The sequence below is a fragment of the uncultured Tenacibaculum sp. genome (assembly GCF_947498805.1).
Classification (GTDB): Bacteria; Bacteroidota; Bacteroidia; order Flavobacteriales; family Flavobacteriaceae; genus Polaribacter.
Genome location: NZ_CANMLT010000007.1, coordinates 70,385 through 94,411 on the forward strand (window position 1 = coordinate 70,385; position 24,027 = coordinate 94,411).

17 protein-coding genes are annotated in these 24,027 nt (G+C 32.2%); 12 read left to right on the forward strand and 5 right to left on the reverse strand.

All coding sequences use genetic code 11. The features are described 5' to 3' along the window. Nucleotides 1–4 precede the first annotated feature (4 nt). A complete protein-coding gene (locus Q0873_RS14695) occupies nucleotides 5–1,126 on the reverse strand; it encodes a sensor histidine kinase (RefSeq protein ID WP_299108656.1) in 1,122 nt (373 codons plus the stop codon). A gap of 229 nt (nucleotides 1,127–1,355) precedes the next feature. Here Q0873_RS14695 and Q0873_RS14700 point away from each other — a divergent pair, with 229 nt between their 5' ends. The 6 genes from Q0873_RS14700 (at nucleotide 1,356) to Q0873_RS14725 (ending at nucleotide 12,689) form a co-directional block, all read left to right on the forward strand. Beyond that, nucleotides 1,356–2,234, forward strand: coding sequence for an ABC transporter ATP-binding protein (locus Q0873_RS14700; RefSeq protein WP_299108658.1), 879 nt, complete (start codon nucleotides 1,356–1,358; stop codon nucleotides 2,232–2,234). Between the two features lie 11 nt (nucleotides 2,235–2,245). Further along, on the forward strand, nucleotides 2,246–5,800 hold the full coding sequence (locus Q0873_RS14705) for a M1 family aminopeptidase (protein ID WP_299108663.1): 3,555 nt from the start codon (nucleotides 2,246–2,248) through the stop codon (nucleotides 5,798–5,800). Nucleotides 5,801–5,845: 45 nt separating this feature from the next. Then, nucleotides 5,846–6,700, forward strand: coding sequence for a VOC family protein (locus tag Q0873_RS14710; protein ID WP_299108664.1), 855 nt, complete (start codon nucleotides 5,846–5,848; stop codon nucleotides 6,698–6,700). A 206-nt stretch (nucleotides 6,701–6,906) separates the two neighbouring features. Then, nucleotides 6,907–7,986, forward strand: coding sequence for a DNA cytosine methyltransferase (locus tag Q0873_RS14715; RefSeq protein WP_299108665.1), 1,080 nt, complete (start codon nucleotides 6,907–6,909; stop codon nucleotides 7,984–7,986). Further along, the gene (locus tag Q0873_RS14720) at nucleotides 7,979–10,849 is read left to right on the forward strand and encodes an ATP-binding protein (RefSeq protein ID WP_299108666.1); all 2,871 of its coding nucleotides are present in this window, start codon (nucleotides 7,979–7,981) and stop codon (nucleotides 10,847–10,849) included. Before Q0873_RS14715 ends, Q0873_RS14720 begins: the two co-directional genes overlap by 8 nt. Nucleotides 10,850–10,859: 10 nt before the next feature. Next, on the forward strand, nucleotides 10,860–12,689 hold the full coding sequence (locus Q0873_RS14725) for a response regulator receiver domain (protein ID WP_299108670.1): 1,830 nt from the start codon (nucleotides 10,860–10,862) through the stop codon (nucleotides 12,687–12,689). On the opposite strand, the gene Q0873_RS14730 is transcribed toward Q0873_RS14725, so the two are convergent. After that, on the reverse strand, nucleotides 12,655–13,626 hold the full coding sequence (locus tag Q0873_RS14730; RefSeq protein ID WP_299108672.1) for an HNH endonuclease signature motif containing protein: 972 nt from the start codon (nucleotides 13,624–13,626) through the stop codon (nucleotides 12,655–12,657). The two genes, Q0873_RS14725 and Q0873_RS14730, sit on opposite strands and share 35 nt — an antisense overlap. Before the next feature lie 283 nt (nucleotides 13,627–13,909). Here Q0873_RS14730 and Q0873_RS14735 point away from each other — a divergent pair, with 283 nt between their 5' ends. Together Q0873_RS14735 and Q0873_RS14740 are read left to right on the forward strand one after the other, a co-directional pair. Further along, nucleotides 13,910–14,590, forward strand: a complete 681-nt coding sequence (locus tag Q0873_RS14735) for an SMI1/KNR4 family protein (protein ID WP_299108674.1) — start codon at nucleotides 13,910–13,912, stop codon at nucleotides 14,588–14,590. Between the two features lie 833 nt (nucleotides 14,591–15,423). Further along, nucleotides 15,424–16,155, forward strand: a complete 732-nt coding sequence (locus tag Q0873_RS14740; RefSeq protein WP_299108676.1) for a hypothetical protein — start codon at nucleotides 15,424–15,426, stop codon at nucleotides 16,153–16,155. A gap of 2,123 nt (nucleotides 16,156–18,278) precedes the next feature. On the opposite strand, the gene Q0873_RS14745 is transcribed toward Q0873_RS14740, so the two are convergent. The 3 genes from Q0873_RS14745 to Q0873_RS14755 are packed head-to-tail and all read right to left on the reverse strand — an operon-like array spanning nucleotide 18,279 to nucleotide 19,236. Then, on the reverse strand, nucleotides 18,279–18,593 hold the full coding sequence (locus Q0873_RS14745) for a CCC motif membrane protein (RefSeq protein ID WP_299108677.1): 315 nt from the start codon (nucleotides 18,591–18,593) through the stop codon (nucleotides 18,279–18,281). 8 nt (nucleotides 18,594–18,601) lie between these two features. Continuing rightward, a complete protein-coding gene (locus Q0873_RS14750) occupies nucleotides 18,602–18,898 on the reverse strand; it encodes a DUF2752 domain-containing protein (protein WP_363322560.1) in 297 nt (98 codons plus the stop codon). 14 nt (nucleotides 18,899–18,912) lie between these two features. Beyond that, nucleotides 18,913–19,236, reverse strand: a complete 324-nt coding sequence (locus Q0873_RS14755) for a YbaB/EbfC family nucleoid-associated protein (protein ID WP_299108678.1) — start codon at nucleotides 19,234–19,236, stop codon at nucleotides 18,913–18,915. Between the two features lie 66 nt (nucleotides 19,237–19,302). Here Q0873_RS14755 and Q0873_RS14760 point away from each other — a divergent pair, with 66 nt between their 5' ends. The 4 genes from Q0873_RS14760 to Q0873_RS14775 all read left to right on the forward strand — a co-directional run bounded on the left by Q0873_RS14760 (nucleotide 19,303) and on the right by Q0873_RS14775 (nucleotide 23,948). Beyond that, on the forward strand, nucleotides 19,303–21,471 hold the full coding sequence (locus Q0873_RS14760; RefSeq protein WP_299108679.1) for a S9 family peptidase: 2,169 nt from the start codon (nucleotides 19,303–19,305) through the stop codon (nucleotides 21,469–21,471). 118 nt (nucleotides 21,472–21,589) lie between these two features. Continuing rightward, a complete protein-coding gene (locus Q0873_RS14765) occupies nucleotides 21,590–22,588 on the forward strand; it encodes a cysteine synthase family protein (RefSeq protein WP_299108680.1) in 999 nt (332 codons plus the stop codon). A 28-nt stretch (nucleotides 22,589–22,616) separates the two neighbouring features. Next, nucleotides 22,617–23,450 carry an AraC family transcriptional regulator gene (locus Q0873_RS14770; RefSeq protein ID WP_299108681.1) on the forward strand — a complete coding sequence of 278 codons (834 nt, stop codon included), beginning with the start codon at nucleotides 22,617–22,619 and terminating at the stop codon, nucleotides 23,448–23,450. A 99-nt stretch (nucleotides 23,451–23,549) separates the two neighbouring features. Further along, entirely contained in the window at nucleotides 23,550–23,948 is a 399-nt protein-coding gene (locus Q0873_RS14775; protein WP_299108682.1) for a heme-binding protein, read from the forward strand. Nucleotides 23,949–24,027 lie beyond the last annotated feature (79 nt).

A 24,027-nucleotide genomic window follows, 5' to 3' on the forward strand; every position in this document is an offset into this window, starting at 1 on the left:
AGTGTTAATTTAATTGTAATATTGCCTTAAAAGTAGCATTTGTTTTATGAATGGTTAACTGGTGCTTGTTGGGATATAACAAATCCAATCGATGCTGTAAGTTTTCTAAACCAATACCTTTGACAGTATTATGGTCAGTGTCATCAAAATTATTTTCAATACTAAATAATACTTCTTGGTCTTTATTTTGAAGATTAATCTGGATATAAGCATCTTCTGTTAGGGTTTCTACCCCATGCTTAAAGGCATTTTCCAAGAGAATAATAAACAACAAAGGAGCCACTTTTACATCGTTTTCTATGGTATGTGTAAAATTAATAACCACGTTTTTATGATGTCTTATTTTATGCAAATCAATATAGTTTTGCAAATAAGCTACTTCCTCTTTTAAAGAAACCAATTCTTTCTTTCCTTCATAAATAGTGTACCGCATCATGTCTGAAAGTTTTAAAATAACTTCTGGAGCTTGATCAGAATTTTGAACCGTTAGTGAATATAAATTATTAAGTGTATTGAAAAAGAAATGCGGATTTACCTGTGCTTTTAGCAAAGCCAACTCAGCTTTCGATTTTTCGTTTTGCAAGCTTTTAATCCATTTGTATTGTTCATATACCCATAAACCAATAAGAACAGGTAAAGGAAGTATTAACAAAGGAATAAACAAGTCGTGTTTTAATGTGGAATACAATTCCGTTTCATGCTGAAAGAATCTAAAATAACTAAAGATGGTTAGTATAAATACATAATAGCCAATAATGATCTTACCATGTTTTTCAACAAACTTTGGAAATAAAATATGAGCCAATCCTACCCAAAAGAATAAGAGAATAAGTAAGCTTATCGGGTTGTCTGGATAATTGATTTTTTCATCTATAATCAATAAAACAATAAAGCTTATCAATAAAGTCAAAAGCTTTAAAAGTATAATTTTATGTTTCTTGAAAAAGGAAATATTATAAATCATTACAGAAATAATGATCCACCAAACAAACCCAAAAATGGCAGTTTCTATAGGACGATCTTCAGGTAGAATAATAAACCCGATACGCTCTAATATATATATCAAAGGAACTACAATAACGAGTCCTATACTGAATGCTTTTAATATTTTGTTGAATTGTGGCACGTTTTAAATGTACTTAAATAGAAGTTCAAAAATAAAGAGAAGTGTAAAGGTAGTGTAACAATTTTGATGAATAGGATGTTTTTCTGTACAAACAATTGCTTTTTTATGCCGAATAAGATTTATGGTTTTAAATGCCGTATTGAAATGAAGAATGTTCCAGTTGGTCAAATAAATTCGCAGCTCTTTTAAATAGGTTCTAAGTTCGTTGAAAAATTAGAAAACACAGCACATGAATACTTTAAAAATTCAAGATATCAGTAAAGAATATCCCAATGGGGTAAAGGCGTTGAACCAAGTAGCTTTAACAATTACCAACGGATTATTCGGATTACTAGGACCTAATGGAGCAGGGAAATCATCTTTAATGCGAACCATTGCTACTTTACAAGAACCTACTTCAGGAAGCATATTTTTTAATGATGTAGACATTGTTCAAAATCCGCAGTTTTTACGAAGTCAATTAGGCTATTTACCACAAGAATTTGGAGTGTATCCCAAAATAAGCGCCCAAGATTTATTGAATCATTTGGCAGTTTTAAAAGGAATTACGAATACTTCAGAAAGAAAAGAGCAGGTTATTGCTTTGTTACAGCAAACCAACCTGTATCAACATAGGAAAAAATCGGTGCATACCTTTTCAGGAGGAATGCGACAACGTTTTGGAATTGCACAAGCTTTGTTAGGGAATCCACAGTTGATTATTGTTGATGAACCTACTGCCGGATTAGATCCTGAAGAACGCAATCGATTTTTAAATCTGTTGAGTGAAATAGGAGAGAACGTAATTGTCATTCTATCTACTCATATTGTAGAAGATGTACGCGATTTATGTCAAAACATGGCCATACTTCAGCAAGGAAAAATTGTTACGCAAGGAAACCCAATGGAACTTACCTATGGTTTGGAAGGTAAAACATGGATTAAAACCATTGCTAAAGAAGAATTAGCAGTATACCAAGAATCATTTCAGGTGCTTAGTACTCGATTGGTCTCAGGAAAAACACAAATTCAAGTGTATTCAGAAACACCTTTAAATGGTGAATTCAAACCGTATACACCAGACTTAGAAAGTGTATACTTTAAAAAATTACAACAAGTTTCCTCTTAAAACTCTTCGCTATGCTATACCACTTATTAAAATTTGAAATACAATATCAATTAAAACAAAGAGCACTCATTGCTTTTAGTATCCTGTTTGCATTTTTAGGATATACACTAGGATCTCAAAGATTTTCTAATAAAGTAGCTTTTAATTCCAATTATGAAATCAACTATGACGTAGGCTTACTAAGTTTGGGAAGTGTCTTTATCGTGATGTTTTTTGCCATTAGCGGATTCTTAAGAGACAAACATCATAAAACAGATGCATTGGTATTTACCAGCTCTTTAGGGAAAACACAATTTTTTGTCAGTCGATTTTTAGGCGTGTATCTATTTTCATTACTCACGTTTAGCGCCTGTTTTATAGGCTGGTATTTAGGAACTCAAAATCCAGCTTTAGATGCTCGTAGATTGTTAGATTTCAATGCATTTTCTTATCTAAACACATGGCTGTTATTTGCTGTACCGAATATTTTTATCGTAACCGCTATTGTAAGCTCGGTGGCTCTGTTAACCCAAAACAATATTGCAACCTATGTAAGTGCTATAGGTATTTATGGACTCTATTTTTTAACGGCTCTATTTTTTAACTCGCCTTTATTGGCAGGAGGAGTGAATGCTTCCGCAGAAACCATGCAAATGGCAGCAATAGGAGATCCGTTCGGATTATCAGCCTTTCTAGAACAAACGCAATTTTGGACACCTGCTGAGAAGAATACCCAACAGTTAACGCTTTCAGGATACTTCTTAGCTAACCGACTTTTTTGGCTAGGTTTTACCAGCATTCTTTTATTCGTTTCGTATACTTTCTTTTCCTATAAAATTTCAGAAAGAAAAAAGAAGAACAGAACTATCAATACAGAAAAGGAAACAGCCTTAGTACCATATCGTATCATAAAAACACCACAATATGCTTTTAAACATAGTTGGAAGAGTTTTGTTTCGCAATTAAAAATGGAATTGAATGCGGTACGCAAGAGTCTTCCCTTTTTGGCCATTATAGGTATGTGGATTGTGATTGTGTTTACTGAAATTTATTCGCGTATCAATCAAGGAGGAACTTATAATGAAAGTCTGTATCCAACTACAAGTTTGTTAGTATGGCTTATCAAAGATCCATTACCATATATAAGCATTCTAGCCGTAGTGTTTTATGGGGGAGAACTTATTTGGAGAGAAAAAGAAACAAAATTCGACGGGATATTGTATGGTACACCTGCACCAACCTCTGTATTTTTCTTAGCAAAGACGGTAGCATTGATCTTATTACCATGCTTATTAATAAGTATCAGTATTTTAATAGCTATAGGATTTCAAATACAGCTAGGTTATGAGTTTTTAGATTTCACCACCTATGCATCTCTATTTTATTTTAGTGGAATCGGTATCCTTTTTTATATTTTATTGAGTGTATTTATGCAAAGTGTTTTTCCGAACAAATACTTCGGAATGACTGCCGTTGGGGTGTTTGTTTTACTTTTTAATACCTCTATTTTAGGAATCGAAAACCCTTTGTTTAGAATTGGTGCGCTACCGCGCGTAGAACACACTTTGATGAACGGATTTAGCGATGTTGCAAAAGAGTTTCATTATTATGCTATTACTTGGTTAAGCTTGGCGGTAATTCTCACCTTGGTAGCCTATAAACTATGGCAACGAAATAATGCTTTTTCCTTTAAAAATCACTGGATCAATTTACAGAAGCCATGGAAGAAGTGGCAACTGATAGCTTTAAGTTTTTTAGGAATTCTCTTTTTATCAAGTGCTTCGGCAGTGTATTATAATTCACAGGTAATTGGCGATTTTGAAACCAGAGAAGTAGCCTTAGACAAACGAGAAGCTTATGAGCGTATGTATAAACAATACGATACACCAAGACAATTGATTCCGGTGGATATGAAAACAGAAATTTATTTGTTTCCAGAAGAAGAAGCGTATACAGTAAAAGTAAATTATGTATTAGAAAATAGAGGAGCAATAGCCGTTGAAAATTTATTGATTACGGAAGTGATTCCTACCTCAAAGATGCAGTTAGAAAAAGGAATGCTGAAAAAGGACGATACCATACATGAAGTAAAACTTTTTGAATTTGAAACACCAATTCAACCCAAAGAACGTATCAACTATAGTTATGAGATTCAATACACTAAAAAAGGATTTGTACAAAACAACAATTTCGTAAAAAACGGAACCTTTTTAATGCGAAATAATTTCGATCCGATTTTAGGCTATAGTACTTCTTATGAGGTTCAAAATGCTTATGAACGTTCTCAAAGAAATTTACCAAAAAGAGCAACGGAATTAGAGAGCGATAATCATTTTCATAGCGAAGATGAAGGTTATATAAAAATACCTATTGAAACGGTAATTTCAACGTCCAAAGAACAAACCGCGATTGCTCCGGGAGACTTGGTAAAGCAATGCAAAGAAGGAGAACGCAACTATTACCAGTACAAAATAGCGAGGAATGCTATTCCTTTTTTGGCGTATTTTTCAGCAGCTTATACAACTACTCAAGAAGAGTACAACGGAATTGATATTGAACAATACTATCATAAAAACCATGAGTATAATATAGAACTGATTTCTGAAAGCACACGACAAACCATAGACTATTGTCAGCAATACTTTGGAGAGTTTCCGTACAACCATGTTCGTATTGCTGAGGTACCAGGACATTGGAGATTCGGAGGTATTGCCTTACCAGGAACCATTGCCATGGTAGCGGATAATTTGCATTTGATAGATGTAAGTGAGAATCCTGATTTTAACTTGGTAGCCAAACGAACCATTCATGAAGTAGCACATCAATATTGGGGACATACACTAACGCCTAAAAATGTAGATGGAGGAGGATTGATCACCGAAGGATTAGCCAAGTATACCGAAGCCGTAGTGTTGGAGAAAATGTATGGTAAAAAAGCTTTGTGGCAATTGAGTAAAACCGCCAATCAGCGTTATTTCTCAGGAAGATCCTATGCAACTCAAGCTGAGAATCCGTTGTATATAGAACAAGGACAATCGCATTTGTTATATGGTAAATCGCTGATTTCTTTATTGGCTTTAAAAGATTTGGTTGGAGAAGAGAAAATGAATCAAGCCATTAAAAATGTGGTGGATAGATTCAAAGAGTTAGACGAACCTCAAGTATTATCTACAGATTTGTTAAACGAGTTCTATCAAATCACTCCGAAAGAGTATCACCGTTTAATAGACAATTGGTTTCAAAAAATCATTCGTTATGATTTAAAGATTACTTCTTCTAAAACAGAAAAACTAGCGGATGCTTCTTATGAAACTACCCTAAAGATTCAAGCCAAACGTTTTAAAACCTTAGCGGATAGTACCGAAGAAGAGATTGCAATAAATGAACCTATTAGCATTGGTTTGTTTGATGTACATATGCAATCGGCTAATGCAGAAGAGGTATTGTATTTACAAAATCATCATATCAAAGCCAACGAAACAGAGATTATCATCAAGACAATTAAAAAGCCAAAATTCATTGCTATTGATCCCTATGGAAGTAGACCAGAAAAAGATAGAACAGATAATATAAAAGAGGTGGAGTAGTAGAGAATGTATATATTTGAATAAAGCTGTTTAGACCCATACAACATGAAATTACAAAGTTTCACATTACAAATATTTGATCCTCAAAAAACAATAGCATTTTATACCGAGGTATTAGGATTTTCACTCATCCGTGAAGTAACCGTAAACGGACTTATTTATTATGAGCTCGGATTTCAAAACCCTGATTTTTATTTGAGATTGCAATACAATCCAGTAGCTGATAAAGCCCTTTATCAGGAAAAAATGACCGATAATTATTGGAAATACAGTCTGTTTGTAGATGATATTCAAGAAGCCTATCAAAATGTGCTTGCACATAATTTTAGTATAGGAGTACCTTTTCAGTTTGGAGACATCGGCTATTTAGCTCATACTGCCGATACTGAACAGCATAAGATAGAGTACATTCAAAAGACCTTTGAACAGAATGGAACTTTAGCCACAAAGGAACAAACTGCATTAGGACTGATTACCATTCGTACCAAAGATCCTGTAAAGATTCTTAAGTTTTATGAAGAGGTTTTAGACATGAAACTCTTTGTACGTATGTATGTGAATAGAGGCAATGGATTTACCTTATACTTTTTAGGAGCTAAAGATTTAGAAGCTCCGAATCCAAATATTGATGCTATTGAAAACAGAGAATGGATGTACCAACAGCGTCATTTGTTTATTGAAATCCAACATTTCTGGGGTAGTGAACAGGATGACAATTTTAATCTAGAAGCTACGCAGGAAACAGGATTACAAAGCATAAACTTTTCTGGAGACCTAGCCATGTTAAAAGAACGTTTGTCGTCTCAAAATATCTCATATCAAGAAGAAAAGAATGGCATTAGTTTTAAAACACTTGATGATCATATCATATTAGTTACTAAGGAAAAATATCTTGTCTAAAAATGACTTTTTATTTTTTTAAACATTAAAGAATAAATAAAAGTATTTTAGTACCGATTACGGGTTACCGTATTAAATAAAAATTAATTATTTTTATGTTTGGATAAAATTTTAGTTACCTGTTAAATTTTTCAAAAGTTTACCTTAAAATCAACTATTGGTTTTATCGAGATAAAATAATAAATTTGTTAGTTGACAATATTTTTATGGAGGAAGAGAGACAATTACCTAAACTTAAAGCAGTAGATTTTTTTTGCGGTGGAGGCGGAATGAGTTATGGTATGCAAAAAGCAGGTATAAAAGTTTTAGCGGGTATAGATTACGAAACCAAGTGCAAGGAAACTTACGAGGCCAATATAAAGGGGAGTAAGTTCTTACCTAGGGATGTCTTTGATTTAAATGCAGAAGATCTTGAGCAAGAGCTAAATTTAGAGAGAAATGATGATGATCTAATATTGATAGGATGTAGTCCATGTCAGTATTGGAGTATTATTAATACCGATAAAGAAAAATCTAAAAAGTCTAAAAACTTATTAATTGAGTTTAGAAGGTTTGTAGAGTATTTTAATCCTGGTTATGTCGTGGTAGAAAATGTACCAGGAGTTTATAGAAAGAAAAAGGAAAGTGGATTAGACGATTTTATAGAATATTTAGAATCAAAAGAACAAAATTATAAAGTTCATATAAATGTTCATGAAGTAAGTGAGTATGGAGTTCCGCAACATAGAAAAAGATTTACGTTGATCGCTAATCGGATCTCAAACGCGGAGTTAGAGCCTATTTCAAAAAAGGGTAAGAAAAAAACAGTACGAGATGTCTTAGGAGAGCATAACGGTTTTCCAAAAATAGAACAAGGGCATAAAGATTCTTCGAATTTTATGCATACCGTTGCTGGTCTTAAAGAAATTAACCTCGAGAGATTAGAAGTAACACCAAAAGATGGAGGTACAAGACTAGCTTATGTTAATGATAAAAGGTTAGCACCACCTTGTCATTTTGGTAAAACAAATGGATTTAAAGACATATATGGTAGAATGTGGTGGGACCGACCATCTCCTACGATAACAACCAAATTTTTCAGTATTTCTAACGGAAGATTCGCACACCCAGAGGAAAATAGAGCCATTTCTTTAAGAGAAGGAGCTGTATTACAATCTTTTCCGAAAACTTATAAATTTAAAACAACCTCAATAGCAGATACAGCCAGAATTATAGGTAATGCTGTACCCCCAGAATATGCTAAGTGTATTGGGAAAGCTATTATAAAAAATCATATAAATGGCTAACTTTAGAGCGAAAGCCAGAGCTGTAGAATTATTAGGAAAAGGACAAATTGCAGATTTACCAACGGCCATTACCGAACTATGGAAAAATGGGTATGATGCCTATGCTAAAAATTTAGAATGTAAATTATTCTTAGATACTTATAAAGATAATATTTCCCCAATCTTTTTACTTTCGGATGACGGTTTTGGGATGTCTGAAGAGGACATATTAAACAAGTGGTTTGTATTAGGTACAGATTCCAAAGCAAGAAATGAAAAAATTACTCCTGAATTTGGATTACAGAGGCGTATACCAATGGGAGAGAAGGGGATAGGAAGACTATCCGTTTCATATTTAGGTAGTCAAATGCTAATGATTACTAAGAAAAAAAATAAAAAAGCTAGTGCTTTTTTTATTGATTGGAGGGTACTTGATAATTATGATTTCTTTTTAGAAGATTTAAATATCCCTTTATTTTCTTTTGGTAAAGTAGAAGATTTTGAAAAAAGTATCGATGATGCTAGAAATATGTTTAAGGAAAACTTAAATAAAGACAAATGGAAAGAGCAATTAGAACTGAGAGATGCTATTTTAAAGAATCTTGAAGAAATACACTTACCTAAGTTTATATACAATGATGTTATTGATGATTTTTGTAAAAAAGATTATCATGGTACGTGCTTTATAGTATTTACTCCTCATGATCAACTTCTAGAATTATCAGATAAGGACCGCGTTAATCTGCTAAATGATAGTTCTCTTAAATATTTAAGAGCTTCTTTAAGTGGACTCCATAATGATTTGAAAACTCCAAATAAAGATTTTAACACAAAGTTTTTAATCTATGATGCTGCGGGGAAATATGATTTAATTGATGATTTCTTTACTAAAGATGAAATGTTAGGTGCTGATCACTGGTTAAAAGGAGAGTTTGATGAACATGGACTTTTCTCTGGAGAAATTAAAATATTTGATCGTAGAGAAAAATACACTTTTAAACCTAATCGACCTCCTGGGTTAACGCCTTATGGGCCTTTTAGCATAGAATGGGGTGCAGTTGAAGGAGAATTAAAAAGTTCTACTTTAACTAAAGAAGAATATGCGAACTTAAACTCAAAACTAGAAACGTTTGGAGGTTTATATATTTACCGAGATGATTTTAGAGTGTTACCTTACGGTAGAACGGAATCAGATTTTTTGGAGTTTGAAAAGAGAAGATCTATGAGAGCAGGTGAATATTTCTTCAGTCATAGACGTTTTATAGGGTATATAGATTTATCAAGAGAGTATAATAAAAGTTTAAAAGACAAAGCTGGTAGAGAAGGATTTATTCAAAACAAAGCTTATCGAGAATTTAGACAGGATCTTATTGATTTTTTTATAGATATAGCTAAACGTTATTTACGTTCTTCAAATAATGAAGACGAAAGAACATTAAGAGATCTACAAATTGATGAAATTAGAAGTAAGTTTGAAAAGCAGTTAGCAGCAGCAAAAAGGAAAAATGCCAAAACGAAGAAAGCCTTTGTAGAAAACTTAAAAGAGTTTCAAAATTTAATAGATGGGTTAACTAAAGAAATTTTTGAAATAGAAAAGGAAATTCAATCAGAAGTAGATGAAATTGAAATAAATTATAACAATTATAACAAACTATTGGAACGTTTTGATTCCAAGAAAAGTGATTTAAGAGCTTTAAAAATTCAAAAACCAAAGGGTGTTAAAATAACAAAAAGACAAGAACAACAATATACTGATTATCAAAAAAAATATTACTCTATTAATGATAAAGTAAATGATATTATTCTTTTAGTTGATAAAACTAGAGAAAGGATCAATCTAGAAAATTTAAAATTAGAGTTTAATGAAAAGTTTAGAGGTCATATAAGGTATATAGATAGACAGTTTAAAAGTTTTCAGGAAATATCTAAAGATTCATTTAAAAGAATTTATGACTTACTAGGTCAAGAAAGGGAAGTTCAAAAAGATTCTTTTATTACCCAATCAGAGCCTTATAAAATATCTGAAGATGATACTAAAGAAAATATTTCTATCAAGATAAATGGCTTAATTAATTTAATTGAAGAGCAAAAGAAAGTCATTGAAAATTCTTTTGAAGGCTTTATTACACATATTAAGAATGTACAGATAGATGTAGATGATGATTTTTTAAGAGGTTGGTATCAAGAACAAAATGAAAATTTAGAAAAGAGACTTAGTGATTATGAGGAGCTAGCACAATTAGGTATGGCTATAGAAATAATAGACCACCAATTTAACGTAATGTATTCTCAAATGAATGATGCGGTTCATGAAATAGATATGTTTGCTAGAAAGAATAAAGAAATAGAATATAGCTTTAAGCAACTTAAAAATGCGTTTCAACACTTAGAAGGAAATTACAAATTACTGAAGCCATTATACAGGACTAGTAGAAGGACAAGGGAAGTAATAACTGGTCACGAATTAGAAAAGTATATAAAGAAGTTTTTTGAAAATGAATTTTCAAGATATAGAATCGAATTTACAGTAAACGATGCTTTTAGAGAATACGAGTTTTTCTCTTATGATTCTATAGTTAAACCTGTATTTTTAAATATTATTAATAATGCAAATTATTGGTTAATACCTTCTGCTGAAAGAAAAATAAGAATTGAATTAATAAATGATGAAATAAGAATCATGAATTCAGGTGAAAGAATTGATGATACTCAGTTAGAAGACATATTTACATTATTTTATACTAGAAAAAGAGATGGAAGAGGTATTGGCTTATATCTGGCTAAAAATAACTTAAACGCTATAGGCTATGAAATATATGCAACCAATGATTCGAATTATAACCTGCTTCAAGGAGCGTGTTTTGTCATTACCAAGAAAAAATAAAAGAAAAAATATGAGTACAACAAAAGTCCCTCAGAATCATGAAATAAAAAACATAGAGTCACAAGTCAATGAAAATATTAATAAAAAAGAGTTTGATGAAATAGCAAAAGAAATAATAAAAACATCAATAAGATCAGCTATATGTATCGATGATAGATTTATTGAACCCTACATGTTACAAGAAGAGATTGAGTCATTTAATAAGTCTATTGAACATAAAGGAGAGACATTATCTAACGAAATACCAAGAAGTTTATATAAGTCTTTTAGGGAAGAAGGTGATTGTGACTTAGATATTTATCACTTTAAAAGTATTGAGGAGAGTTGGAATTCTAGCTATATGTTAAACAATAAGGATCTTGTAATTTTGGATTGGGAATTAGAAGGAAAGGGGAATTATGGGAGTACCTTATTAATTTTAAAAGAAATAATAGATATTGGGAAAATCCCATTTGTAATAATATATACCCAAAAGCCCGAAGAAGAATTTTATGAAATATCTGAAGAGCTCATATCTAATTTCAATAACTGGGATATAGATGAACAGGATCTTAAAAGAAAAGAGTTTTTTAAGACTTTCTCAGAAAAAATAAACTCTCTAACTGATCATGGTATAGATGAAGATCAAATAGAATTATTTTGGGAACATGAAAGAGTTTTGAAAATATTATCTGACCTAATAAATAATCCAGCTAGATTTGATACCATAAAACAAGACTTATTAAAAGCTATTGAAGAGGAATTAAGTATAACAGATTCAAACAAGAAAAAGAGTACTGAAAAAAAGTTGAATACAGTACTTAACTCCAGTTTTGGAATAAAAGGGAAAGAAGCACTATTATTATTAACTTATTTACTATTAGATTCCAAGAATACAACCCCATATAAATTGCAGCGAATTGATGTTGATGATATAGGTTTTAAGATAAACAACTGTATTGTAACAATATTTTCAAAACCAGACCAAACCGGAATGAGAGGAGTTAGCCCAGAAAATGTTTTTGAAAGTTTTAGCAAAATGATTTCAAGTTCACCTCATAATTTTATTACTCTGTTAAGTTTAGAAATGAGAGATAGACTTAGAGAAGATTTTTCTAAAATAGGTAATGGTATTAGTCAAATTGATGAAAGGGCTTTCTTTTATCATATGGACTGGTATAAATCGAGATCAGCGAATTATTTAAATCAATTTTATGATTTCCTATTAAAATCTTGGTTAAATGAATTGAACGAATATAATATTAACTTAAAGCCTAAGATTTTTGATGTAATTGGGAATTATAGAGATGAAAACGAATTAAATGAAATAGATGGATATCAAATTATTAATCCTTTAGTTAATTTAGCCGTAAAACTTTCAACTGTTGATGTTCTTGATAGGGAGATAAAAGACGAAAATATTCGGTTTGGAGATGTTTTTGAATTTAAATTATATAGTAGTTCTATTCCTAATGAAGTAATAGAAGAGGGTTATTTTCTTTCACTTACTCCTCATTGTGTATGTGTAGATTCTAGTAAAATTGATAATAATTTTTATTTTATTAAGAGTGAAAATGTTTCAGAGAATCTAACTTCAGCATTAAAAAAAATTGAAACAGACTATTATTCTTTTATAAAAAATGAGTCTATAATACATTCTGTTTATTGGGGAGCATGTAAACCTTTTACTATGTATATAGAGATAAACAATATAAAAAGTATTGAGGCTTCTTATACTAATAAAAAAATAGAATTAAAATATATTACAACTCTACAAGAGAATTTTGCACAAAGAATCTCTAATAAAGCTTTTAGTTATGGAACATCTATAGGGATAGATTTACCTCATTTAATTTCCTAACAAATAAAATCCAATTATATTCAAGAGCCTCTAAACTAGTATTACTAGCATTTCTAAAACTCACTTTTTTATCGTTTAAAACTTCATAACCGTCCCTCATTATTGAGGGATGTAATTTAATTTTGAGGTCATCAGGGTTAATGCCGATAAGATTTAAATCAAATAAAGTATGTATATCTGTTCGTAATAACAAACCATTATCGGAGTGGTTATCTTTTTCACCTCTGTAGGGTTTTATATGGGCGGCTTCTAAAATGTCAATAATGGTACAACCTGTAATACAGCAGGTATTTTGAAATTTTCTAAGCATTTTTTTTCTAAATTCTGATTGCCCTTTTCTGGCTTTTATATCTCTATTTACCAGTTCTCGATGATCTTCATGATCTAAAAGATATTTTTTTGGTTCTTCATCTACAATTGTTGTTTCAAGTTTGTGTAATATGTTTGCATCAAATTTATAAAAGAAATTATAATCGATACGTTGTATGGACATATTTCGATTATAGTTGTTAAGATAATAGTTTTTTAGAATGGAAATAGGAGTTTCTTTTTCGTTAGCTATAAAAGAGCCATCATAACTTGCTTCAAACTTTGTAATATCAACTTCATTAGAAATAGGTGTTTCAAACTCATGTCCTTTATTACATCGATATTTAGGAAATTTAGTTTTTCGAGCCTCATAGTTTGTAGTTTCACATTCTGGACATCTTGATATTTTTTTCTTTCCAGGAGTTCGGATAATAGTAGAAATTTTAGCAAAACCTAGTATGTGTTTTTTATTCACTAAAATAACATAGTCTCCTTTCGCTACCTGCTTAGAGTTGGCGACATTACTATCGTAAACATATTTAGAGGTTAAAATATTATTATATCCGTCATGACTTTTATAAGTTCGTTCACTATCAGAGATAGTCTTAAAGGTCCAGCAGTTTTTCATTTAATGGGTAGTAGTATATTAAACAAATATATGTATCGACTTGGTCAATTCAAAACTACATTTTTAACTATAAATAAACTACGGTTTCCCGTAGTATTGCTAAATCAAAAACCATCACCAAAACTAAATTTAGAAAAATGTTCGTTTTTAGATTTTTGTTAGTTTGTAGCTATCGCTAGTTGTTAGAGGTTGAGTAGGAGAGCAAGGAGAATTTTACGGCTGTATTTTTATATAAAACGTATAAAATTGGTAGCTTGCTGGCAAAATAACCATATCAAAACCTATGAAAAATAAAATAGACGAATTGCTAGCAACCATAGCCACCAAATTTCCAGAAATACGTGCAACCTTACCACCAGGAGCCAGTGAGGAACAAATAAAAGCCATAACAGAAACAACCAAACTAGAAGTTCCAGAATCTTTAAAAGACTTGCTAAGACTTACCAATGGAGATGAGAAATGGGGAGAGAGTCCGCATGCGTTTTTTAGTTACTTCTTATATAGTTGTGATCGAATTATTGGAGAATATAAGTTTTTTAAAGAGCAAGAAAATAATGCTGTACCCGATAGTTTGTATCAAAAAGATTTGGTAAAAAATACTTTGTATAATGTCAAAAGACTTCCCTTTGCCACCGATGGATCTGGACAGTTTTTATGTATAGATTATGATCCAGCAGAAAAAGGTATCTACGGACAAGTTATTTACTTACCCTGCGGAGAATCCGAACCCGTTTCGGTAATCGCCGATAGCTTTGACGATTTTGTCGATTTACTTATTGACGAATATAAAAACGATCAATTTTATATCGATGATGAAAGAACCGAATGGGACGAAGAAGAGTGGGAGGAATGGAGAACAAATGATCAAAGCGATTATAGCAAAGTAGAAATCAATTTTGAACATCATCGAAGATGTGATTGGACAGATATTGCTGATAAATACAATGCCAAAAAGGGAATTTAATTTTCGTCATTAATAACTGTCATTGCGAGGAGGTAGGACGAAGCAATCTGTTTAATATGTACGTTATAGTTTGACAGATTACTTCATTCCGCTACGCTTCTTTCGTAATGACGTTTTTTGAGCAATAACCGACCTATTTTGCTTTTAGTAGAATTCAAGGTTATGAAATTTGAGAGAATCCAAAGAGTTTACGGTCTGGATTCGAATATGGAATAAAACGTAGAATTCAAACAAAGAAAAATCAGTCTTGATTTTTTGTTTCGTTTTGTATCAAGACAAAATGAAATGGTAAGAAAGTTATTGAGTTTGTACGTTATGTTTTTGACAGATTACTTCATTCCGCATACGCTTCATTCGTAATGACGGTTCTTATGTTCTCAAATGTCAGTTCGAGTGATTTTGAGTAGAGAATCGAATCAAAATAGTATCGAGAACATTGGTTAGTAGTAAATCCTTCTCGATACAAAACTCTCTTCACTTTGTTTCGAGAATTCCACTCGAAGTGACAGTAGGTTATTTGCTTATGTCTTGTTCTTTTTCCATTGATGAAAAAGAACCAAAAAATCTAGTCTGTCGAAAGCTGCACTCGAAAATTATCATCCTCGAAACGAAATGAAAAAAACTCCTCCGATGCTATCGGAGTCAAACAGCTTTTCATTTGTACCGTTTCTTGCGGTGTAGTTTTCGGATTACTTTCTAAGGACGTTTCTTACCGTCATTGCGAGTGAAACGAAGCAATCTGTTAGCGTAGGAGCAAGAAGAATTTTATGATTGTATTATTAGATATAACTCATGGAAAATAGCTAGCTTGCAAAAGAAGAATGCTTATTGTTATGGAAAATAAAGAAAAGAAAAAAAACTATATAAAACCATTGTTTTGGGTAGCGGTAATAAGCTCATGGATATTTTTCGTATTTCCATTGATTTGGTTATTACCATTTGCGTTCTGGGTGCTTTTTTTGATAGTTTTACTTATTAGAAAATCAGACTTAACATGGAAATTATTGCTGTTTTCGTCTTGGTCATTACTTCCGTTATTCAGTTTGGTGGGAGGAATTGGCAATTATCTGGATGGGAATGCTCGTTTAAAAGGTGTGGGATATCCAGGATTTGGTTTTTCTAATTTAGACAAAGAATATCGTGTCTATCGTTCCACATCTGGCTGTATTTTTATAGGAAATGAGTTTTTTACCCATGCACCAAACAATTTTATGGTTAAATTATGTACAACTCTATTTGGGTATCAAAAAGGGGTGTACACAGGGTTTTATCCAACACCTAAAGAAGCCAATGAGATTGTTAAAACTTCTGGAAATGCTTTACAATACAAGTTAAAAGAAAAAGAGATTCTATTCGAAGTTGATAATAAGAAGTATCAGGTTTCCATAGATCGTTTTATGTTTCGGAAAAAAGAGCAGAAAGCGAGGCTTCCAGAGGTTCAAATAGCATTGTATAAAGAAGAATTGATCGTTCTTAAAATGATAGATGAAGAACAAAGCCAGTTTATTTACTTAGTTGATCGCCTATCAGGAAAAAGATTTTGTGTTTACCTTTTAAGAAATTAATGACATTCTCTAACGTCATTGCGAGGAGGTACGACGAAGCAATCTGTTTAATGTGTACGTTATGTTTTTGACAGATTACTTCATTCCGCATACGCTTCTTTAGTAATAACGGTTGTTATGTTTTTAAATGTCAGTTCGAGTGATTTTGAGTAGAGAATCGGATCAAAATAGTATCGAGAACATTGGTTGGTAGTAACGCTTCTCGATACAAAATTCTCTTCACTTCGTTTCGATAATTTCACTCGAAGTGACAGTAGATTATTTGTTTATGTTATGTTCTTTTTCCATTGATGAAAAAGAATCAAAAAATCTAGTCTGTCGAAAGTTTCACTTGAAAATTATCATCCTCGAAACGAAATGAAAAGAACTCCTTCGATGCTATCTGAGTCAAACAGCTTTTCATTTGTGTCGTTTCTTACGGTGTAATTTTCGGATTACTTTCTGAAGGACATTCTCTAACGTCATTGCGAGGAGGTACGACGAAGCAATCTGTTTAATGTGTACGTTATGTTTTTGACAGATTACTTCATTCCGCATACGCTTCATTCGTAATGACGGTTGTTATGTTCTCAAATGTCAGTTCGAGTGATTTTGAGTAGAGAATCGGATCAAAATAGTATCGAGAACATTGGTTGGTAGTAACGCTTCTCGATACAAAATTCTCTTCACTTCGTTTCGATAATTTCACTCGAAGTGACAGTAGATTATTTGTTTATGTTATGTTCTTTTTCCATTGATGAAAAAGAACCAAAAAATCTAGTCTGTCGAAAGCTGCACTCGAAAATTATCATCCTCGAAACGAAATGAAAAGAACTCCTCCGATGCTATCGGAGTCACACAGCTTTTCATTTGTACCGTTTCTTGTGGTGTAATTTTCGGATTACTTTCTAAGGACATTCTCTAACGTCATTGCGAGGAGGTACGACGAAGCAATCTGTTTATTACGTTCGTAATAACCGACCTATTTTTATTTGAGTAGAATTCAAGGTTATGAAATATGAGAGAATCCAAAGAGTTTACGGTCTGGATTCGAATATGGAATAAAACGTAGAATTCAAACAAAGAAAAATCAGTCTTGATTTTTTGTTTCGTTTTGTATCAAGACAAAATGAAAGAGTAAGAAAGATGTTGAGTTTGTACGTTATGTTTTTGACAGATTACTTCATTCCGCATATACTTCATTCGTAATGACGGTTGTTATGTTTTCAAATGTCAGTTCGAGTGATTTTATGAAGTGTAACGAAATAAAATAGTATCGAGAACATTGATTAGTAGTAAATCCTTCTCGATACAAAATTCTCTTCACTTTGTTTCGAGAATTTCACTCGAAGTGACAGTGCGTTATGTTTTTATCATGTTCTTTTTCCATTGATGAAAAAGAACCAAAAAATCTAGTCTATCGAAAGTTTCACTCGAAAATTATAATCCTCGAAACGAAATGAAAAGAACTCCTCCGATGCTATCGGAGTCAAACAGCTTTTCATTTGTACCGTTTCTTGCGGTGTAATTTTCGGATTACTTTCTTAGGACCTCATTGCGAGGAGGTACGACGAAGCAATCTGTTTAATGTGTACGTTATGTTTTGACAGATTACTTTACTACGCATATGCTTCGTTCGTAATGACGATTCTTATGTTTTCAAATGTCAGTTCGAGTGATTTTATGTAGTGTAACGAAATAAAATAGTATCGAGAATATTGGTTGGTAGTAAATCCTTCTCGATACAAAATTCTCTTCACTTCGTTTCAAGAATTCCACTCGAAGTGACAGTTGATTATTTGTTTATGTCTTGTTCTTTTTCCATTGATGAAAAAGAACCAAAAAATCTAGTCTGTCGAAAGTTTCACTCGAAAATTATCATCCTCGAAACGAAATGAAAAGAACTCCTCCGATATTATCGGAGTCAAACAGCTTTTCATTTGTGTCGTTTCTTGTGGTGTAATTTTCGGATTACTTTCTGAAGGACATTCTCTAACGTCATTGCGAGTGAAACGAAGCAATCTGTTTAATATGTACGTTATAGTTTGACAGATTACTTCATTCTGCTACGCTTCTTTCGTAATGACAAGTGTTGCTTGGTATTAAGACAAAAAAAATGACCCGATTGGGTCATTTTAAAATTCTTATTGGTATTGTTCCATTGCTTTATTGTATTGCTCCATAATAACATCCCAGTCAGTAGTAGCAAAGTAATAGATGTTGTATAACAAGTATAGTGCGTTAATTGCCAAAGCAATCGTAGCTACTATTTTTGCAGTTTTCATTGCCTGTAAGTCACCTTCGTAATCTTCAGGATTTGCTTCAGCACCTTTTATACCATTATTAGCCATTAAAAACGCTGGTAAAGCAAGGAAAATTCCTAATCCTGCAAAACAACAGCATAAAAAACTAACAATTGATAAAACGTAAACAATAGTTGGATTTAGCCTTTTTTTCATAGTTGTGTTTAAATTAATTGATTCATTTTTAAAATATAACTTATAATAATTATAAGTATGTTTAGTACAGCCAATATACTAATAATTTTCTGTGCATTCGGAAACTTGAATTTTATATTTAAAAGAATATATCCAAATAAAACAATCAAAGTATATATAGCCGGATACATCTTAAATGCAGCTACAAATTCGCCATGTATAAGCAAATTAAAAGCACGTTGCATACCACAGCCCAAGCAATCTACTCCAAACATTTTTTTGTTTAGACAAGGCAGCATATAATCTTCAAGTTGTAAAAATAACATCAGATAGATAAGGTTTATTTGAACATGTCCATTCCAGGAATGTTTGGCATTCCAGCTTTTGCTGCAATAGCCAATTCTTGTTCGTTAATTTCACCTGCTCTTTTTAAAGCTTTGTTTAAAGTTAAGACTAAATAATCTTCTAACTCTTCAGCATCTGCTAATAAATTTTCATTTACAGAAATAGCTTTGATTTCTCTATTTGCCGTTACGGTAACTTTAATATTACCATCAGAAGAAGCCTCATCTATCAATACCGTATCTAAACGCTTTTTAGTTTCTTCTACTTTTTGTTGGGCTTCTTGTAATTTACCCATCATTCCAGAAATGTCTCCAAACATAAATCTTAAGATTTTATTAACAGCAAATTTAGTATTTTCACCTTTAAATATTAACTAAACATAAAAATGAAAAAAATACTGCTATCTGCTTCAGTTTTTAGTCTTATTTTTGCATCCGCTTGTAAAGACAAAAAGATGAAAGACACGATGATAAAAGCCCCTGTTGCAGAAAAACAACCGACAAAATTAGAGAAACACGGAGACGTTAGAACAGATAATTATTTCTGGATGCGTTTATCTGATGAGCAAAAAAATGCTGAACAGAAAGACGAGCAAACGCAAAAAGTGTACGACTATTTAAATGCTGAAAATGCATATTATGATGAAATAACTGGAAAAACAAAAGATTTCCAAGAGTCGTTATTTCAAGAAATGAAAGGACGTATTAAAGAAGACGATGAGTCTGTTCCTTATAAAAGAAATGGGTATTTCTATATTACTCGTTACGAAAAAGGACAACAATACCCTATCTATAGCCGTAAAAAGGAAAACTTAGAGGCTAAAGAAGAAATCATTTTTAATGTAAATGACAATGCTAAAGGACACGATTATTTTCAGTTAGGAGGTTTAAATGTAACTCCTGATAACAAATTAGTGGCTTTTGCAACAGATACCGTTAGTCGTCGTCAATACACCATTCAAGTTAAGAATTTAGAAACTGGTGAGATTCTTTCAGACAAGATCGACAATACTACAGGAGGTTCTGTATGGGCTAATGACAACAAAACATTATACTATACAAAGAAAGATCCGGTAACATTACGTAGTTCTCAAATTTACAAGCATACTTTAGGAACTGATGCTTCAGAAGATGTATTAGTTTTTGAAGAAAAAGATGATACTTTCGGAACGTTTGTTACCAAAACAAAATCGAAAAAATACATTGTAATTGGTTCATATAACACCGTATCTTCTGAATACCAAGTGTTAGATGCTAACAATCCTGATGGAGAGTTTAGAATTATTCAACCACGTGAGCGTAACTTAGAGTATGATATTGCACACTATGGAGATCATTTCTATATCAAAACCAACAAAGATGGAGCTACGAACTTTAAGTTAATGAAGACTCCAGAGGATAAGACTAGCAAAGAAAACTGGGTAGATGTAATTCCTCATAGAGAAGATACATTGTTTGAAGACTTTTCAATCTTTAAAGACTATTTAGTTTTAGAAGAAAGAAACGAAGGATTAAACAAGATTCGTATCAAACGTTGGGATGGAGCTGATGACTACTATTTACCATTTGATGAAGAAACGTATTCAGCTGGAGTATATTCAAATCCAGAATTTGATACAGACATCATTCGTTATACCTACAACTCAATGACAACGCCAAGTTCTGTGATTGATTTCAATATGAAAGACAAATCAAAAGAAATCAAAAAAGAACAAGAGGTATTAGGAGGGAAGTTTGACAAAGCAAACTATGTAAGCAAGCGTATTTGGGTACCAGCACGTGATGGTAAGAAAGTAGCTTTATCTATTGTACACCATAAGGATACTAAGATTGATAAGAACACACCAGTATTACAATATGCGTATGGTTCTTACGGATATACTATTAGCGATGGATTCTCAACTACACGTTTAAGTTTATTAGATCGTGGATTTATTTTCGCATTAGCACATATTAGAGGAAGTCAGTATTTAGGACGTGAGTGGTATGAAGACGGAAAAATGTTAAACAAGAAAAATACATTTACTGATTTTATCGACTGTTCTAAGTATTTAATTGATAATGGATACACATCTCCAGAGCATTTATATGCTATGGGAGGATCTGCTGGTGGATTATTAATGGGAGCAATTGTAAACATGAATCCAGAGTTATACAACGGAATCATTGCAGCAGTACCTTTTGTTGATGTAATTTCTACCATGTTAGATGATAGTATTCCTTTAACTACTGGTGAATATGACGAATGGGGGAACCCAAATGATAAAGAGTATTATGATTATATTAAAACATACTCTCCATACGATCAGGTAGAAGCTAAAAACTATCCGAACATGTTAGTAACAACAGGTTTACACGATAGTCAAGTTCAATATTGGGAGCCTGCAAAATGGGTTGCTAAACTACGTGAATTAAAGACAGATGATAAGTTATTATTCTTACATACAAACATGGAAGCAGGTCACGGAGGTGCTTCTGGACGTTTCGATGCATTAAAAGAAACTGCAGAAGAATACACGTTCTTGTTAATGTTAGAGGATAAGTTAGAAAAATAATTATATTTTTGCGCTCGATTGAGTGTAAAAGCGTCATTGCGAGAGCAACGAAGCATTCTCAATTTTAATTGATTACTTCGTCATTTAACTCGTAATGACGCTTTTTTTATAGAAAACAATGGATAGAAACAAAGGAATAAACAATTCAATTTTAGAACTCGTAGGGCAAACACCAATTGTAAAGTTACAGCGAATCACGAGCGATTTACCGGGTAACTTCTACGCTAAAATAGAGGCGTTTAATCCAGGACACTCTGCTAAAGATAGAATTGCATTGCATATTGTTGAAAATGCAGAGAAAAAAGGGTTGTTAAAACCTGGAGATACCATTGTTGAAACCACTTCTGGAAATACAGGGTTTAGCTTGGCAATGATTGCCATGGTAAAAGGCTATAAATGTATTTTGGCCGTAAGTGATAAATCTTCACAACACAAAATAGAAGTACTAAAAACCATGGGGGCTGAGGTACATATATGTCCGGCAAACGTGCCGGCAGATGATCCACGTTCATATTATGAAACAGCAAAACGTATTCATAAAGAAACACCAAAATCTATCTATATCAATCAATATTTTAACGAATTAAATATTGAAGCGCATTACCATACAACCGGACCAGAAATTTGGGAACAAACGCAAGGAAAAGTTTCACATGTAGTTATAGCTAGTGGAACAGGAGGAACCATTTCGGGAACGGGTAGATACTTAAAAGAACAAAATCCGAATATTAAAGTTTTAGGAGTGGATGCTATTGGTTCCGTAATTAAAAAATTCCATGAAACGGGAGAATTAGATACAGAAGAAATTGCTCCTTATAAAATTGAAGGTTTAGGGAAGAACTTAATTCCTACAGCAACTGATTTTGATGTGGTAGATGTATACGAGAAGGTTTCTGATAAAGAAGCCGCTTTAACTGCCCGTCAATTAATTAAAGATGAAGGGTTATTTTGTGGATATACTTCTGGAGCTGTCATTCAAGCGGTAAAACAATATGCAAACAAAGGTACTTTTACTGAAGATAGCTTTGTAGTTGTGGTGTTACCAGACCACGGAATTCGTTATACAGATAAAATTTACTCAGACGCTTGGATGAAGGAACAAGGATTCTTAAATTAACCACAAGAAACCTATTCAATCTATTCTATTGAAGCCTGTTATAGATAACATTCCAAATGCATATGTAAACGAATCTGTTTATCCAGAGCTTTTTGTGTATGACCTTAAAATGGAAGAAGAAGCCATTAAAACCAAGGTTAATTTAAACATGCACATGTTTAGCTTTTTACAAAAGGGTACTAAACAAGTTCATTTTGCAGAAGGATCTTATGTAGTAGATAATTCACAATCTATTTTAATTGCCAAAGGAAATTGTTTGTGGAGCGAATTGTTAGATACTGAAGAAACGTACTACTGTAAGTTGTTATTCTTTTCAGAAGAACGCTTAAAAACCTTTTTGAAGAAGCATAAAGATCAAAACAATGTTGTTACTACAAGTTCTTGTTTTGTGATTGAAAACGATGCTTATATAGATTCTTATTTGAATTCATTAAATACCATTAAAGAAGCTCCGAAAGTATTTATGGAGAATTTATTGTCTGTAAAATTTGATGAGTTGTTATTGTATTTAACCAACAAATACGGACAACAATTTGAAAACTACTTATACTCTCTAATAGAAAAAGAATCTTCTCCTTTTAAAAAAGTAGTAGAAAGTAATGTATTATCATCTTTAGCTTTAGAAGAGATTGCTTTTTTGTGTAATATGAGTTTATCTACTTTTAAAAGAAACTTTATAAAAGAATATCAAACTTCACCTGGTAAATGGTTTAGAGACCAACGTTTATCGAAAGCCAAAGAATTATTAGAAGATCAACACACCAAACCTTCTGATATTTATTTAGAATTAGGATATAACAATCTATCTAATTTTAGCGCTGCTTTTAAAAAGAAATTTAAGGTAAGTCCTTCAGAAATTTAATTTGACCTTTTTTCATAACTAATTGAACTTTTCTGGTAATCAATCAGCTTGATTACTACTGTACATTTGCATCATAATTAGAAATAAAATAAAAGAATTATGAATATTACATTAGAACAAGCAGAGAAGATTATTATAGCAGCTAAAGAAAAATCGGTTGCAATTGATACAAAAATGAACATTGCCGTAGTTGATGCAGGAGCAAACTTAGTTGCATTTGCACGTATGGACGGAGCATGGTTAGGGTCGTTAGATATTTCAATCAAGAAGGCAAAAACTGCACGTTATTTTGATATGAATACAGGAGTAATTGGTGAATTATCACAGCCAGGAGGTTCTTTATACAACATTGAACATTCTAATAACGGATTAATTACCTTTCCTGGAGGAGTACCTGTAAAAGATGCAGAAGGAAATGTTATTGGAGCAGTAGGAGTAAGTGGAAGTACGGTAGAAAATGACCATACAGTAGCTGAAGCTGGAGCAAACGCAATTTAAGAATAAACTTTATAGAAGTTATTCTTCTGGGGGGGAGAATGCAATTGATCTATAATTTATAAAAGGTAGTTGAAAGACT

Coding starts and splice junctions, on each gene's coding strand:
- Q0873_RS14700 (WP_299108658.1), top strand. CDS start 1,356: ATGAATACTTTAAAAATTCAAGATATCAGTAAAGAATATCCCAATGGG.
- Q0873_RS14705 (WP_299108663.1), top strand. CDS start 2,246: ATGCTATACCACTTATTAAAATTTGAAATACAATATCAATTAAAACAA.
- Q0873_RS14710 (WP_299108664.1), top strand. CDS start 5,846: ATGAAATTACAAAGTTTCACATTACAAATATTTGATCCTCAAAAAACA.
- Q0873_RS14715 (WP_299108665.1), top strand. CDS start 6,907: ATGGAGGAAGAGAGACAATTACCTAAACTTAAAGCAGTAGATTTTTTT.
- Q0873_RS14720 (WP_299108666.1), top strand. CDS start 7,979: ATGGCTAACTTTAGAGCGAAAGCCAGAGCTGTAGAATTATTAGGAAAA.
- Q0873_RS14725 (WP_299108670.1), top strand. CDS start 10,860: ATGAGTACAACAAAAGTCCCTCAGAATCATGAAATAAAAAACATAGAG.
- Q0873_RS14730 (WP_299108672.1), bottom strand. CDS start 13,626: ATGAAAAACTGCTGGACCTTTAAGACTATCTCTGATAGTGAACGAACT.
- Q0873_RS14735 (WP_299108674.1), top strand. CDS start 13,910: ATGAAAAATAAAATAGACGAATTGCTAGCAACCATAGCCACCAAATTT.
- Q0873_RS14740 (WP_299108676.1), top strand. CDS start 15,424: ATGGAAAATAAAGAAAAGAAAAAAAACTATATAAAACCATTGTTTTGG.
- Q0873_RS14745 (WP_299108677.1), bottom strand. CDS start 18,593: ATGAAAAAAAGGCTAAATCCAACTATTGTTTACGTTTTATCAATTGTT.
- Q0873_RS14750 (WP_363322560.1), bottom strand. CDS start 18,898: ATGTTATTTTTACAACTTGAAGATTATATGCTGCCTTGTCTAAACAAA.
- Q0873_RS14755 (WP_299108678.1), bottom strand. CDS start 19,236: ATGTTTGGAGACATTTCTGGAATGATGGGTAAATTACAAGAAGCCCAA.
- Q0873_RS14760 (WP_299108679.1), top strand. CDS start 19,303: ATGAAAAAAATACTGCTATCTGCTTCAGTTTTTAGTCTTATTTTTGCA.
- Q0873_RS14765 (WP_299108680.1), top strand. CDS start 21,590: ATGGATAGAAACAAAGGAATAAACAATTCAATTTTAGAACTCGTAGGG.
- Q0873_RS14775 (WP_299108682.1), top strand. CDS start 23,550: ATGAATATTACATTAGAACAAGCAGAGAAGATTATTATAGCAGCTAAA.